General features: G+C 45.3%; 13 protein-coding genes. 9 read left to right on the top strand and 4 right to left on the bottom strand.

All coding sequences use genetic code 11. The features are described 5' to 3' along the window. Positions 1-54: 54 nt before the first annotated feature. A complete protein-coding gene (locus M4J38_RS03620; RefSeq protein WP_251758169.1) occupies positions 55-750 on the bottom strand; it encodes a 16S rRNA (uracil(1498)-N(3))-methyltransferase in 696 nt (231 codons plus the stop codon). 159 nt (positions 751-909) lie between these two features. Between M4J38_RS03620 and M4J38_RS03615 the strand changes: the two genes are divergently transcribed. After that, positions 910-3219: a TonB-dependent receptor gene (locus M4J38_RS03615; protein ID WP_251758168.1), complete on the top strand. Its 2310-nt coding sequence runs from the start codon at positions 910-912 to the stop codon at positions 3217-3219. Positions 3220-3232: 13 nt separating this feature from the next. After that, complete coding sequence (locus M4J38_RS03610) at positions 3233-3793, top strand: hypothetical protein (protein WP_251758167.1); 561 nt, start codon at positions 3233-3235, stop codon at positions 3791-3793. 205 nt (positions 3794-3998) lie between these two features. Here the strand turns inward: M4J38_RS03610 and M4J38_RS03605 are convergent, their stop codons facing one another. Both M4J38_RS03605 and M4J38_RS03600 read right to left on the bottom strand, forming a co-directional pair. Beyond that, the gene (locus M4J38_RS03605) at positions 3999-5759 is read right to left on the bottom strand and encodes an ABC transporter ATP-binding protein (RefSeq protein ID WP_251758166.1); all 1761 of its coding nucleotides are present in this window, start codon (positions 5757-5759) and stop codon (positions 3999-4001) included. After that, entirely contained in the window at positions 5725-6693 is a 969-nt protein-coding gene (locus M4J38_RS03600) for an O-antigen ligase family protein (RefSeq protein ID WP_251758165.1), read from the bottom strand. The genes M4J38_RS03605 and M4J38_RS03600 overlap by 35 nt, the downstream gene beginning before the upstream one ends. 527 nt (positions 6694-7220) lie before the next feature. On the opposite strand from M4J38_RS03600, the gene M4J38_RS03595 reads away from it, so the two are divergent. Continuing rightward, the gene (locus M4J38_RS03595; RefSeq protein WP_251758164.1) at positions 7221-7991 is read left to right on the top strand and encodes a hypothetical protein; all 771 of its coding nucleotides are present in this window, start codon (positions 7221-7223) and stop codon (positions 7989-7991) included. Further along, on the top strand, positions 7979-8695 hold the full coding sequence (locus M4J38_RS03590; RefSeq protein ID WP_251758163.1) for a glycosyltransferase: 717 nt from the start codon (positions 7979-7981) through the stop codon (positions 8693-8695). The genes M4J38_RS03595 and M4J38_RS03590 overlap by 13 nt, the downstream gene beginning before the upstream one ends. A gap of 30 nt (positions 8696-8725) precedes the next feature. Here M4J38_RS03590 and M4J38_RS03585 read toward each other — a convergent pair whose 3' ends face one another. Beyond that, positions 8726-9568, bottom strand: a complete 843-nt coding sequence (locus M4J38_RS03585; RefSeq protein WP_251758162.1) for a hypothetical protein — start codon at positions 9566-9568, stop codon at positions 8726-8728. Between the two features lie 109 nt (positions 9569-9677). Here M4J38_RS03585 and M4J38_RS03580 point away from each other — a divergent pair, with 109 nt between their 5' ends. Genes M4J38_RS03580 through M4J38_RS03560 form a run of 5 tightly spaced genes read left to right on the top strand, consistent with a single transcriptional unit; the run spans position 9678 to position 14955 of the window. Continuing rightward, the gene (locus tag M4J38_RS03580; protein WP_308217807.1) at positions 9678-10958 is read left to right on the top strand and encodes a flippase; all 1281 of its coding nucleotides are present in this window, start codon (positions 9678-9680) and stop codon (positions 10956-10958) included. Then, a complete protein-coding gene (locus M4J38_RS03575) occupies positions 10946-11854 on the top strand; it encodes a glycosyltransferase (RefSeq protein WP_251758160.1) in 909 nt (302 codons plus the stop codon). The genes M4J38_RS03580 and M4J38_RS03575 overlap by 13 nt, the downstream gene beginning before the upstream one ends. Continuing rightward, a complete protein-coding gene (locus M4J38_RS03570) occupies positions 11854-12777 on the top strand; it encodes a glycosyltransferase family 2 protein (protein ID WP_251758159.1) in 924 nt (307 codons plus the stop codon). Before M4J38_RS03575 ends, M4J38_RS03570 begins: the two co-directional genes overlap by 1 nt. After that, on the top strand, positions 12764-13975 hold the full coding sequence (locus M4J38_RS03565; protein ID WP_251758158.1) for a hypothetical protein: 1212 nt from the start codon (positions 12764-12766) through the stop codon (positions 13973-13975). The genes M4J38_RS03570 and M4J38_RS03565 overlap by 14 nt, the downstream gene beginning before the upstream one ends. Then, positions 13972-14955, top strand: coding sequence for a class I SAM-dependent methyltransferase (locus M4J38_RS03560; protein ID WP_251758157.1), 984 nt, complete (start codon positions 13972-13974; stop codon positions 14953-14955). The genes M4J38_RS03565 and M4J38_RS03560 overlap by 4 nt, the downstream gene beginning before the upstream one ends.

Below are 14955 nucleotides of genomic sequence, written 5' to 3'. Positions count from 1 at the left end.
TTTTCACGCAAGGACGCAAGGAAGCGGAGACGCAAGGAGCGGTTTTGTGACCACCTACATCATAAGTGTTACTGCACCGTAGATGCCGGCGGTTTCGGTGCGGAGCCGGAAATTGCCCAGGGAGACGGGTTGAAAGCCTGCGTTGCTGGCTGATATTACTTCTTCTTCCGTGAAATCCCCTTCGGGGCCGATTAATAAATACTGGGAAACGGCCGGGGTTACCATCATTTTTAAGGGCGTTTTTTCACTGTCCATGCAGTGGGCTATGAACTTTTTTTCAGCGGGTATTTTAACGACTTCTTCTATGGATTGGGGAGTATATAACTCTGGAAGCCAGGCTTTCTGCGACTGGAGCATCGCGGCAATGAGAATGCCCTTCAGCCTTTCTTCCCTGAAATGTTGACGCTCCGTTCTTTTACACAACAAGGGTACAATACCGTTAATGCCGAGTTCAGTTGCCTTCTCCAGGAACCATTCGAACCGCGAAGCATTCTTTAAAAGAGAGATCCCGATCAGTTGTTTGTGGGCCGGGGCAGGGATATTTTCCACCGAAACAAGGGTGACGCCGCATTTCTTTTTGTGCGGATCCGTGATCTGAACGGTAGCAAGTAGTCCTTTCCCGTTGGTGAGCACCAGTTTTTCACCGGCTTCCATCCGCAGTACCTGTACACAATGCTTGCTGGTGTCTTCGTCCAATATCCAGTTTTTTTCGCCTGCATATTGTTCCTGGTAAAAATAAGGGAGCGCCATACCTGTTCGTTTGGGACCGGCAATTTATTACCCCATTCTTTACTTCCATTAATAAAAAATGAAATAGTGTTGCATATTTAAGTCAAATCCTTAGTTTTGTACCTTCAAATTTGAATCGTGGTTTCAAAAAACTGGTTGGTCCTGGTAATTTTAGTGGCAATGGGAAATCTGGCTTCCGCCCAGTGTATTCTTCGTTTGAAGGGTACGGTGCAGGATGCGGACACCCGTGAAAAACTAAGTTCCGCCACGGTTACCCTGCTGGAACTGAAGAAAACCGTGGAAACGGATGAACAAGGCAACTTTCTCCTGGAAGGACTTTGTCCGGGGAATTACAACCTTATTGTGTCCCATATTGGTTGTGATCCCGTTTCACTTCATATTCACCTCAATGACGATCTTACCAAGAACATCGCTTTGCCCCATCGCCACAATGAGCTGGCCGAAGTTACTGTAACAGGTGCCGGAAAACAGAAGACCACCGCGCAGGTGGGGGAATTGAAAGGGGCTGAACTGGAAGCTACACGAGGCCTTTCCCTGGGGGAGGCCGTAAAGCGCATAGCCGGGGTAAGCACTTTGCAAACGGGTAATAACATTTATAAGCCCGTCATCCATGGATTACACAGCAACCGCGTACTGGTGCTGAACAACGGGATCAGGATCGAAGGACAGCAATGGGGCAGTGAACACGCGCCTGAAGTGGACCCCTATCTCGCCAACCGGATTTCGGTTGTGAAAGGAGCGGGTTCCATGCGTTACGGCAGCGATGGACTTGGCGGGGTGATTTTAGTGGAACCGCGTTTACTACCTAATGTGCCGGGCATTTCCGGTGAACTCAATCTCGCGGCATTCAGCAACAACCGGCAAGGAGTGATTTCTGGTATTCTGGAGGGCAACAGCGCCAGGTTCCGGCCGTTCAGCTGGCGCTTACAAGGAACGCTGAAACGAGGGGGAGACGCCAGAACGCCAAATTACTGGCTCACCAATTCCGGTAACAAAGAAGTCAACTTTTCCGCTACCGCGGGATGGAACACACCCACCAAAGGCGCGGAACTTTTTTACAGTCAATTCAACAATACGATAGGTATTTTTAGCGGTGCGCACATGGGGAACCTCACCGACCTGGAGAACGCCATTGAACGGGGCGAACCGACGGAATTCTACCAGCAAAAAGACTTCTCCTACACCATCGACCGGCCCCGGCAGGAGATTCAACACCGGTTGCTGAAGGTGAAATCCTTCCTGCAAACCGGTGATATCGGCAGGCTGAACCTCACCCTCTCCGGGCAATACAACCACAGGGATGAATATGATCCCGCCCGCTCTTCCAACAGCGTGCGTCCCCTGATGCGGCTTGATTTGTATACACTCGGTTCCGAACTGGTGTGGGACCACTATCATTTACTCGGACTGCGTGGAACCATGGGGGTTACCGCGAACTATCAATACAATAGCTATGAACAGCGTTTTTTCATTCCAAACTATGAGGCGCTGAACCTCGGCGCTTTCTGGATTGAAAGATGGGATAAGAACAAATGGCTGCTGGAAGGTGGTGTGCGGGCCGATCACAGAAAGTTGTACAACATCAGCAACAACGATAACAGTGTGATCTTCGATGAGAAAAACTACACCAGCATATCCGGAAATTTCGGGGCCACCTACCGTCTTTCTACCGAAGCGCAGTTTACCATGGGTGTTTCTTCCGCCTGGCGACCGCCCGCCATCAATGAACTGTACAGCGACGGGCTGCACCATGGTGTGCTGCGCCTGGAAAAAGGCGATGCTTCACTTACCCCGGAACGCGCCAATACCATTCAGGGAAACTTCAACTTCAACAAAGGACATTGGTTACTAGACTGGACAGTTTATTATAAGGACATTAATGGCTTTATCTACCTGCGTCCAGGGTTTCCTTACCAGCTTACGGTTAGAGGAGCATTCCCCGTATTCGAATACGCGCAAACAGACGCAAGGCTGACCGGTACCGATCTCTCCATTACCTATGCTTACAACAAACATTTGTCCGTATTGGGGAAGGTAAGTCTGCTTCGTGCAAAAGACAAACTGGCCAACGACTGGCTCATCCAGATGCCCGCCGACCGCTTTGAAGGAGAGGTTACTTATACCTTCTCCGACGGCAAATTCTGGAAAGAAAGTTATGTGAAGTTACTGGCGCAGCAGGTGCTCCGGCAATCCCGTACGCCTGGTACCGGCAATATAGAAGTGAAGCAGCCCGACGGCTCCACCACCATGGCATCCGATTTCGCGCCACCCCCTTCAGGATATTTCCTGGCGGGCGCGGAAGCCGCGACCACCATCCGCTGGGGCAAACAACCCATTCAACTGATTCTTGGCGTGCAAAACGCTTTCAATACCAGGTACCGCGATTACCTCAACGCCTTCCGCTATTTTACGGATGAACGTGGGCGTGATGTTTCACTCCGTGTTAAAATTCCTTTCCATAAAAAATAACAAATACAGCAATATGAAAAGAAAAATCCTTTCGCTGAGCCTGCTGGCCTTTCTCGGAGCCGCTACTTTGAGCTCCTGCAAAAAAGACAAAACCGAACTGAACGAGGAAGAACTGATTACTTCCGTAACGCTCACGTTCACTGAAGTGGGTGGTTCATCAACACCCTTAACATTTTCCTTCAAAGATCCTGATGGTGAAGGCGGAAATGAACCCACGCAATTCGATGAGATCGTGCTGGCGCCGAATAAAGTGTATACCTGTGCGATATCTTTCCTGAACGAATCAGTATCACCCGCGGATAATATTACGGAGGAGATTGCAGAAGAAGGTCATGAGCACCAGATTTACTTTGTGCCCACCCCTGCCTCCCTCGCCACGATCAACCAACTGAGTACCGATGCCAACGGATTACCCCTGGGCCTCACTTCCCGGTGGACAACATCAGCTACCGCTGGTTCAGGTACGGTAAAAGTAGCGCTGAAGCATAAGCCTGATGGCATGAAACAGGCAGGTGACGGGATAGGCGTGGGAGAGACGGATGTGGAGTTGGATTTTGATTTTAGAGTGCAATAATTTTTTTCACGCGATTGCTTTGTGCTGTGCACTTCGCAACGCACTGCTTCATGCCTCGCAGGAGCAAGGACGCAAGGAGCGGCTGTACGGCAGCTTAGTGCAAATATTTTTCGGCAACAACGTTTACACAAAATTTAGCCCCAGCCAACCTGTTAAGGCTTTGCGTCCTTGCTCCTTTGCGTCTTCGCGTGAAAATTCTTTCCTGCTACACCTTCTCCGCCACTGTATTCCGTTCCCCGATCTGCTGCCGCCACATCGCGTAATACAACCCTTTCTCGCCCAGCAATTCGTGGTGCGTACCCATTTCCACGATCTTTCCTTTTTCCAGTACGAAAATCCGGTCTGCGTGCAAAATCGTTGAAAGGCGGTGCGCGATGAGTATCGTGATCTGTTCCCTTTTGGAAGAAACTTTCCGGATGGTTTTGGTGATCTCTTCTTCCGTAATGGAATCCAGTGCGGAAGTCGCTTCATCAAAGATGAGCAGGTGTGGTTTCCGGAGCAGCGCCCTCGCAATGGAGAGCCGTTGTTTTTCGCCGCCTGAAATTTTGATGCCGCCTTCACCGATCAATGTATCCAGGCCGTTTTCGGCCCGGGCCAGCAGGTTCTGGCAGGAGGCTTGCTGCAATACCTCCATCAGGTCTTCATCTGATGCGGTGGGGTTTACGAACAGGAGGTTCTCTTTGATGGTGCCGGCGAACAGTTGGGTGTCCTGGGACACGAAACCTATTTGTCCGCGGAGTTGGTTGAAACTGATGTCTGCGCCATTCGCGTTGTTGTAAAGAATCCTTCCTTCCTGCGGGCGGTACAGGCCCAATAATAACTTCACGAGCGTGGTTTTTCCCGAGCCTGAGGGGCCAACAAAGGCGATGGTTTCGCCGGTTTTTACCTGGAAACTGATGCCATCGATGGCTTTGTAGGGAGCGGTCCGGTGCTGGAAGCCTACGTTTTCATAAGCGAGGGTTTCCACGGCGCCCAAGGGAACGGGTTTGTCCGGTTCGTGTTCCGGCTCTTTCTGCATCAGGTTGGTGAAATTGTTGAGGGAGGCTTCCGCTTCGCGGTACGCCATGATGACGTTCCCGAGTTCCTGCAAAGGACCGAAGATAAAGAAGGAATAGATCTGCATGGCCACGAAATCGCCCACGGTAAGACTTCCGCCGAAGATGAAATAAAGCAGCAGGAACAGGATGACCGTACGCAACAGGTTCACGAAAGTGCCCTGGATGAAACTGATGCTGCGTACCTTTTTCACTTTGGTGAGTTCAAGGCCAAGTATCTTATACGTATTCTTATTGATGCGGCTCACTTCCTGTTCCGCCAGCCCCAGGCTCTTCACGATCTCGATGTTCCTCAAACTTTCCGTGGTACTTCCCGCCAGGGTGGTGGTTTCTTTCACGATGTTCTTCTGGATCACCTTGATTTTCCGGCTCAGCAGACTTGTGAGTACGGCGAGTATGATAATGCCCCCGAAATAAGTTGGGGCCAGCAGCCAGTGTTTGCTGGTGGCGTACCAGATCACGAAAATGATGCCGGTGATGGTGGGGAAAAGAATGTTGATGAAGTACATGATGAAGCGCTCGGTATCCGACCGTACTTTTTCCAGAATAGAAAGTGTTTCCCCGCTGCGCTGGTCCTCGAATTCCTGGAATGGGAGTCCCATGGAGTGGCGGAGGCCGTCGGTGAATATTTTCGCCCCGAATTTCTGTACCACCACATTCATGAAGTAATCCTGGAAGGCTTTCGCGATGCGGCTCACCATAGCGGCGCCCACACCTATTCCGAGCCAGTAAAGGACGCCGTTGATGTATTGTTGTTTGCTGAGCTCGTTGGCTTTGGACGCGAAAAGGTCGATGATCTTTCCGAAGATCATGGGTTCAAAAAGGGAAAACACCATATTGATGGCGGAAAGCAGGAGCGCCAGGGCGACCAACCATTTATGGGGTTTGAGGTATTGAAGTAGTGTACGCATATTTTGATGTCTTATATTTGGAAGAAGGATAATAGATCAAGTATGGAACCAATGTAAGTATTATGCCATACTGGCGCTCCAGCATGGATTCTGTAAGAAACATGATTATAATAAGTAACGAAATACATTTAAGGACAACGGTGCCTGAAGAGAATGCCATTTTTACCATACTGGCGCAAAGAAGCAGGAGCACTGCCAGACCAACCAAACCTGAATCCACCAGCGTTTGCAGGTATTGGTTGTGGTAATTGAACGAAAGGTATCCAACATTATCCGTTCCTTTTTCACCGCTGTACATATTCATCTCCAGGTATTTCTTTTGTAGCAGTGGTTGGGAATTGGAAGGGCCCACCCCAAAGAGCAGGGTGTTTTCATGCTCAGCAATATCAAATCCGAATCTCCATAACAATAACCTGAATTCCAGCCCGGAAAAATAGGTATTGGGATCAAACTTTTCCTGTGTGATTTTTTTGTAGTCGGTCTGGATTATTTCTTTGAATCGTTTATTGATAGGCGGTGTAAGAATGATGGAACTGATGAAGGTTAAGGAGAAAATAATGAGACTAACGGTGAGGATGAGCGGAGAACGTTTTTTTTCTGCTGCAATACGATAGAAAGCGATAATAAGGGTTACGAAAGTGATGGAGATGATCAGTTTTGAAGATAATAAAAGGAGAAAGCAAAACAGGAGCATCAACCAGGCGCTTCTCCATCGTATGAATTGTTGCGATGGCCATAAGTTTTTTCCTTCAAAGAGAATAAAGCAGAAACTGATGTAGGTGAACCCGGAAATGTAGATAGCGTTTTGATGAACGGGCAATAGCAGTTCATGGTAGAAAAATATGCCAGGATCTCTTTCCATCAAGAACTTGTAACCTGCAATAGCCAGCATGAAAAGCAGGAACAGGGTCATCAGTATAGAATAAATCGTCATGATTATCTTTCTTTCTTTTGCTGATGGGAAACTTCCGGAAAGAAAGAGGATCGGTAAAACGATAAGCCCTGCTTTGGATTCAAGCCCCTTCCAGGCGCGTGAAGAATTTTCTCCTAAAAAAAAGCCATACACCTGAACCGCAAAAAAAGCAAGGAAAAACCAGAATATTTTACTGGCGTAAAGGGTGCTTATTTTCTCCCTGAAGTTTCTTTCGTATAGCCAGCACAGTGCCAGTAGGATAATACAGAAGCTATTGAGATTGAGCTTGGAAATAAGAATGGTAAGAAAAAGTGCAGAAATTATTGTAATCCTTAACGTGCTAAATTTCTGAACATGTACCATACTTAAGTATTTTTATTAGACCTGTGGATTTATAAATATAATATTATTGGGCTATTTTTGGCCGCTTTCTGATCCGGCAAAGGTATAGTTTGCGGCGGTGATAAATGACAAAGGCGTCGCTGGTAAGTTTTCGCTATTTTGAAGTAAAGCTATGTTGTCCCTTATTTACAAATTAAAGTTGGAATATGGATATTTCGGAGTTTAAAAGGTTGAATGAAAAGGAGGGTTATGCAAGGCATCCTTGGGAGCTGGCCAGGGTTAATGTAGTGTGGAACCTCATCAGGGCGAATATAAAAGAGCCGCAGGCTACACTTGTGGATATAGGCAGCGGGGATGCTTTTGTCATAAACTGGCTTGCCGGAAAAGGGCTGGCAAAGAGATATCACGCCATTGATAATGCTTTTACGGAGGAAATTGTTATGCGCCTGGCAGAGAATAACCCCGACTCTAAAATAAATTTCCACTCCTCCATTGATGCTTTTATTGCAAGAGAAGGAGGTGCAGGAGAGGGATTATATCTTTGTATGGATGTACTGGAGCACTTAAAAGATGAAAATGAAATATTGAAATATTTTCCACCAGACAATGAAAATAAAGGACAGAAGAGATATTTTGTTTTTACGGTACCGGCATTTCAGCAAGTGTTTACCAATCACGATGTATTGCTGGGGCACTACCGCCGGTACAATAGGAAGGGGTTTAAAAAATTGTTGACCAACGCTGGATTCGAGGTTGTTGACTCCGGGTATTTCTTTTTAACCCTTTTAGTTCTGCGGACAATAGAAAAAGTAATGTTGAGGAAGAAGGATTATTCAATAGACAATTGGAATGGGGGCGCATTGAAGACGAAATTAATTTCAGCGGTACTTCGCGCTGATTTTTGGGTTGGACGATTGCTGGGTAAAGTTGGTATTAGAATTCCGGGGCTTTCATGCTATTGTATATGCAGAAATTAGGAATTGTTATTCCTTGTTATAACGAGGAACTAAGGCTGGACCATGCGGAAGTTGGCGAATTGATCACACGTTTACCTGAAGTATGCCTATGTTTTGTGGATGACGGAAGTACGGATGGCACCCGTGAGGTGTTGAATAAACTGGCGGCCAGGTTTGGTAGAAATGTAAAGGTGCTTTTGCTTAAAAAAAATGGCGGTAAAGCCAATGCTGTGCGGGAGGGCATATTATCATTGCTCCAATTGGAAGAGATAGATTTTGTAGGCTATCTTGATGCCGATTTTTCAACGCCTTCCTACGAATACATAAGGCTTTATGAGGAACTGTTGGAAAGGAAGCGTCCATTTGCCTTTGCCGCAAGAATTAAAAAACTGGACAGCAAAATAGATAGAAAACCCTGGAGACATATTGTGGGCAGGGTTATTTCAACCATCCTCGGTTTCAGGTTTGGTCTCAGGATTTACGATACACAGTGCGGCGCTAAAATATTCAATAGGAAAACGGCAGAAATAGGGTTCCATAACAAATTCACCTGCAGCTGGCTTTTTGATGTGGAGATTTTTCTTCGTCTGAAAGCGGCCGACATGCTGTATGATGGAATAGAAGCGCCAATCAGGCAATGGAAGGATGTGAAAGGTTCGAAACTAAGGATTACTGATTTCCCCAAAGTTATAAGGGAACTTATTATGCTTTCCATTAAGTATTGAAGCCAGGGCCAACTTCCGGTTGTTGGTGTATCAGGAATGCCTGATACGATCAAGCAGATTACGCCGGAACGTAAGCAGCAGGCCTGCAAAAATACCTGATGCAAGGCCAGCGAACAACAACAATTCAAGCCTGGGTTCTACCGGGTTCCTGAATTTAGAAAAACTCTTTAACACATGGATGGCATCAACAAATTTCAGACTTTCCTGATACGACAGGAGTTTTTCGTTAAATGAAATGATTTGCCCGTTTATTCCTGCAACGTCAATAATAAATCCATTGTTGCTGGAGCCCTGGGCGCGGAGTGAATTTTCTATGATCTTTTTCGTGGAATCCAACTTGTCAATTTCAGAGGTCACTTTTTCAATCATCCGCGTAATGTTTTGCTTCTTTAAGGTAACACGACTTTTGATGAATTCATTTTCGTTGAGCCCGAACAATATACCTTGCTCAAGGGAAGCCAAAACAGCCGTATCTTTTACCAGTGCTTCCACAATAAAGCCATTGGGATTTCCGGCTACTCCGTCTACTTTGTAAATCTCTTTTGCTTTAAGGCTTTTTACTTTCTTCAGGGTGTTTTCATCACTGTTCAGCATACCCGATAGTTGCTGGTATTCACCCTTCGATAAAAGTTCGTCCCAGCTTTCAATGATCTCAATCTGTTCTGAGTTGGTAAGTATCGTGGAGTGAAGCAGGAGCCGGGAACTGTATTTGTTTGAGATGAGCAGGAATAAGCAAAATCCCAGCAGCATTCCTCCTAAACCACATAGGGCAATCGAACGTCCGTTGATGTTAAGGAAGTTTATTATCCGCCTGAAAAGATGAATAAGGTCAATCTCTTCGGATTCAATGGGGATAGGTTTCTTTTCGTTCATACGATAAAAGTCTTGCAAGGTTATTCAGCAATGTAGCGGCAAGATAAATAATAAATGCTATCCGTTTTCACTGTGTTGAAGATTATTCTCTTTCACTATATTCCACGCAATGTTATCTTCGTGGCTTATGAATAGTACGGAAACAAAGCGTCTTTTGGCGAATTTTTTTTCATTAGGATTGGTCCAGGGTACTAATTTTCTGGTGCCGATCTTAATAATTCCGTATGTGATCGGCAAGATTGGCGCTGACGGATTTGGGGAGGTGGCCGTAGCCCAGGTTTTCATTATGTTTTTCATTAATGTGACAGACTATGGCTTTAACCTGACGGCAACCAGGGATGTGTCGCGGAGTGAAATGGAGCCTTCAACAGTTTCAAAGATACTATCGGTTGTCCTTATTACACGGCTACTGATTGCCGCCCTTCTTTTTTCTTGTATGCTTGCAACGTTTTGGCTGGTTCCTTCTGTCAGAGAATATACTGCCTTGTATGTATTGGGTTTTACCGCGGTTGTTGGGCAGGGGCTGCTCCTGAACTGGCTCTTTCAGGGGGCGGAACAAATGAAATTCATTACTTATGTGAGCTTGTTTTCCAGAGTAGTGTTCGCATTGTTGGTGCTGGTTTATATAAAGAGTCCGGGTGATGGGATTTATTATATGTTTTTTATGGGGCTTGGTAATATCCTTGCCGGAGTAGTCAGTGTCATTATTGCGATCAGGTTATTCAAGCTCTCTTTTATCATGCCTTCCAGGAGGGAAGTGGTAAAAGAATTGTACGGAGGATGGCATATCATGGCCTCGAATGTTGCTACAAGTTCTTATATGTATGTGAATGTTTTTTTTCTAAGGCTGTTCACCAACGATACTGTGGTGGGATACTACAGCGTGGCCGACAAAGTTGTGCAGGCCGTAAGGCAATTACTGAGTGTGTATTTTAATGTGATTTATCCAAAGGTGTGTCAATATGTGCAGAAAACAAGGGTGGAACTGTACCAGTTCTTTAAGCGTTTTTTCTTTCCTTTTCAAGTCGCCATCTTATTAGGCTGTATATTCCTGCTTTGCTGGCCATCTCCGGTTGTGGGGTATTTTATGAAGGGAGATACCCGTCTCCCTGAGGAATGCCTTCAGATCATGGCTTTCGTGCCCTGGCTGGTTTGTCTCAATATTCCTTCTTACCAGGTATTGCTTGCGAACAATGAGAAACGCAGTCTGATGTTCGTATTTATAAGCGGCGCTTTATTCAATGTTGTATTAAACATTGCCCTTACCGGTTTATATGGTATTTACGGCACCTGTTTTACCGTATTGATTACCGAAGTCTATATCACGGCAGGGCTTGTTTATTTTTATAACAAAAAGATGCATACAAAACCGGGCGTTTGGATTTTTTAAAGGTAGTGTCTGAAATGAATACAGAAAGCGTAAAAATTGCTGCGGTTGTAGTACTATATCATCCTTCCAATGATGTGTTGAGTAATATTCGTTCTTATGCGGCGGAAGTGGAGTGCCTTTTCCTGATCGATAATTCGGCTGTTCAGAACGATTGGATTATTGAAAAAGCGCAGGAATGGAATACGAATGCGCGGTATAAATACCTGGGCGGCAACAAAGGAATAGGTGTTGCCCTGAATTGTGGGTGTGAACTCGCAATGGCGGAAGGGTGCAGTTGGATATTGACCATGGATCAGGATAGTTATTTCAACGGGCATGACTTTGCCAGGATGAGGGGGGGGCTGGCGTACGCTGGCTTTCCCGCCGGGGCGGCGATTATTACCCCCAGGCATTTGGTACACCACCATTTCTCTGTGGCTACTACAGGGGAAAGATACCAGGTGGAGAAAAGCGCCATGACATCAGGTAATCTCCTCTCTCTTGCCGCATACAAAAAGGCAGGTCCTTTCAGGGAGGATTATTTCATTGATTACGTTGACCATGAATATTGCCTGAGGCTCAGAAAGAATGGGTACATTATCTATTGCGATACTTCCATTGCGCTCCAGCATGCATTGGGAGATTTCCAATTGCACTCGATCTCAGGAAAAAGTGTGGGCGCATCCCACCACAACGCTTTAAGAAGGTATTATATGACCAGAAATGGATTTGATACTGCCTGGAAATATTTTTCGGTGGATCCTTTGTTTGCTTTCAAAATAATCAGGACAAGGATAACCGAACTTATTAAAGTGATGCTTTTTGAGCGGGATAAACGGAAAAAAGTAAAAGCGTTTTTTTATGGATTTGCGCATTTCCTTTGTGGCAGATTCGGTGTATTCAAAAGTTTTCAATAATGAAGCATTGTTATGTTATTATATTGAACTATAAGAAATACGAAGATACTGCCGCCTGTATCCGGGCTTTGTTGTCATCCGATTATCCCCATTACACGGCAATAATTATAGACAACAACTCCGGGAATGGGTCACTGGCAAAAATTCAGGAAATAACGGCGTTAAACGATGACGATTGCTCATTTTTTACAGCTTCCTCCTTTACTGAGAGCGCTTTGACCGGATGGAAAAAAGTGGTTTTGATCCAGAATGATACCAATGCGGGTTTTGCAGGGGCCAACAACCTTGTTCTGGCAAAAATTTCAGCGGAACATAACGCTTGTACCTGGCTCTTGAATCCGGATATGGTGGTAGAGCGGAATACGATGTCTGAACTGATGTTGGAAGAGAGAAGGTGGCCAGGAACAATTGTGGGGGCGGTTACGAAATCTTTTTCAGCCCCTCAAGGCATTCTTTTTTATGGAGGCTCCAGGGTGATATATTCCTTTGCAACGGTGAAAGAAGTGATTTCCCAAGCCGATGTGCCGCGACTTTCTTACATTTCCGGCGGTTGTCTGCTTTGCGATTCGGCAGTTTGGCTGAAACTGGGACTATTATCAGAGCAGTTTTTTTTGTACTGGGAAGATGCCGAATGGGGTTTCCGCGCAAGGAAAAATGGAGTAGGCTTACGTGTTGCTGAAAATGCGGTATGTTACGATAAGATCAGTACTACTATTGGCCGGGGCTTTCTGTCGGATTATTTCTATACCAGGAATGGACTAAAGTTTATTGCAGGAGTGAACACCTGGTATGTGTTACTGGCGATACCCTCCCTGGTTCCACGGATCATGAAAAGATTACTGAAGGGAGAATACCAGCGGGTGCGCGGCATGATATATGGTACGTTACATTTTTTCACAGGAGGACGCTATGAAGATCAGTAAATACACGCCTTTTGCGGTTTTATTCTTTTTCTTTAACTCGGTGGGGCTTCCGTTTGGGCTTACCTTCATGGCTTTACTTGGCCCGTTGTTTTATTATTGGACAATAAGACGTGGAAAAGTTTGGGGGTTGTTTACTTTCATTTTATTGCTGACGCCGTTCTTTATTGCCCATATGCTTGTTGGAGTTGATGTCAATGTCTATCTCGCTTCTTTAATCAACTTCACACTTGTATTCATTTTTTGCCATTCCTGTCAGGTGCTGGTTGGAAGTTACAAGCTGGATACCCTATTTCATAAGCTGCTTAAATGGAATTTTATCTTATGTCTGATCGCTATTCCATTTTACAGCTCTCCATATTTTAACCTGTTCTGGATTGAACAATACCTTACTGAAGGGATAGATCATTACCGGCGTTTGCGGCTCTTTACTTATGAAGCTTCTTATTATGCCACCTTGTTTGTGCCACTATGCCTGTTCTTCTTTTATAAAACGATTTTGAGTGGTAAAGTATATGCTTATCTCAAGTATATGCCAATGGTATTGCTACCCCTGCTTTTATCTTTTTCACTGGGGGTGATAGGAGGCCTTCTTATAGCCGTGCTAGTTACGCTTGTGGTGCACCTCAGAACCCTGCTGAAGAAAAAAGCTGTTTTTGTATTTATTGTTTCTTCTTCATTACTCATGGTATTGGGGGTTGTTTTTTCTGTGTTGTTCTTCCCGGACAATACACTTTTTCTGCGGTTAAAGAATATCTTCAGCGGGCACGACTCATCGGGGAATGGCCGCACCTTTGAAGCATTTCTGTTGGCATACAGGATCGCGGAACAGAAAAGTCTGCTTTTTGGCGCAGGCCTCGGGCAGATAAAGGTGATTGGAACAGATATTATCAGGTCTTATTACGGTTATGATGAAAACTATGTAATCTCTATTCCCAATGCTACCGCGGAAACTTTTGCGATATTCGGGTGGCTTGGATTGTTATTGCGGTTTTCAATTCAGGGATTTTTGTTCTTTTACAAGCGTGTATGGTCAAATTATTACAGGTTATCGCTCTTTGTATTTATATTTATCTATCAGTTTACCGGTAGTTTTATTACGAACATGGCGGAATACCTGATATGGATACTTGCTTTTTGGGGCAATTTCCAGCAATACGATAAAAATACCCTTAAAGAGGAACGGTCTAATGAGTTATGAAAAATAACGCGATCAGAAAAGTAATCACCCCATTTTTCCCTTTGCTTGACGTGCTGCTTGCGCCCTTTACCATATTGAGCGCTGTACTTTTAAAACTCATCAGGGTGCTCAGGGTAAGGCACTTTCCGGTTAGCATGTTTATTTTTAAGAAAGTTGGCGTGTTCCCGATAAGGGATCACTATTATGAACCGCAATTCAATTTCGATCAACTGAGCCGTCCACTTACTGCGGACAGGTCTTTAAATGGGATAAATTGGAATATTGACGGACAACTCGCTTTGATTAATTCTTTTGTGTACAGGAATGAACTCTCGGCATTTCCCTGGGATAAACCAGCGGGCGTAAAGCCCGTATTTTATTTTAACAATCCTTCTTTTGGCCCTGGTGATGCGGAGTTTCTATATGCTATGATCCGGAAATTCAGGCCGGGGAAAATTATAGAAATTGGCAGCGGTTATTCTACGCTTATGGCGCAGGCGGCAATAGACAGGAACCGCTTTGAAGATCCGTCTTATTCCTGCCGGCATACCTGTATCGAACCATATGAAATGCCGTGGCTGGAGAGTACGGGAGTAGAAGTGGTGCGGGAGGTGGTGGAAAAGATTCCCTTGTCTTTCTTTGAAGATTTGAATGAGCATGATATCCTGTTTATCGATTCATCTCATGTCATCAGGCCTCAGGGTGATGTATTGTATGAGTTTCTGGAGCTGCTTCCTTCTATTCAAAAAGGCGTGATTGTTCACGTACACGATATTTTTTCGCCACGTGACTATACGGACCTGCATTTGAAAAAGGATGTATTGTTCTGGAACGAACAATACATCCTTGAAGCTTTTCTTACCTGTAATAAGGAGTTTGAAGTGTTGGGAAGCCTGCATCATCTGAAGCAAAAATATCCGGCGCAACTCCAACAGGTGTTCCCCTATCTGGGACAATTTCCAGCTCATGAACCTGGTTCTTTCTGGATCCGAAAAGTGTAA

It is taken from the genome of Parasegetibacter sp. NRK P23 (genome assembly GCF_023721715.1).
Classification (GTDB): domain Bacteria; phylum Bacteroidota; class Bacteroidia; order Chitinophagales; family Chitinophagaceae; genus Parasegetibacter.
The sequence above is the reverse complement of the archived record's forward strand: the minus strand, read 5'-3'. Positions and strand labels throughout refer to the sequence as shown.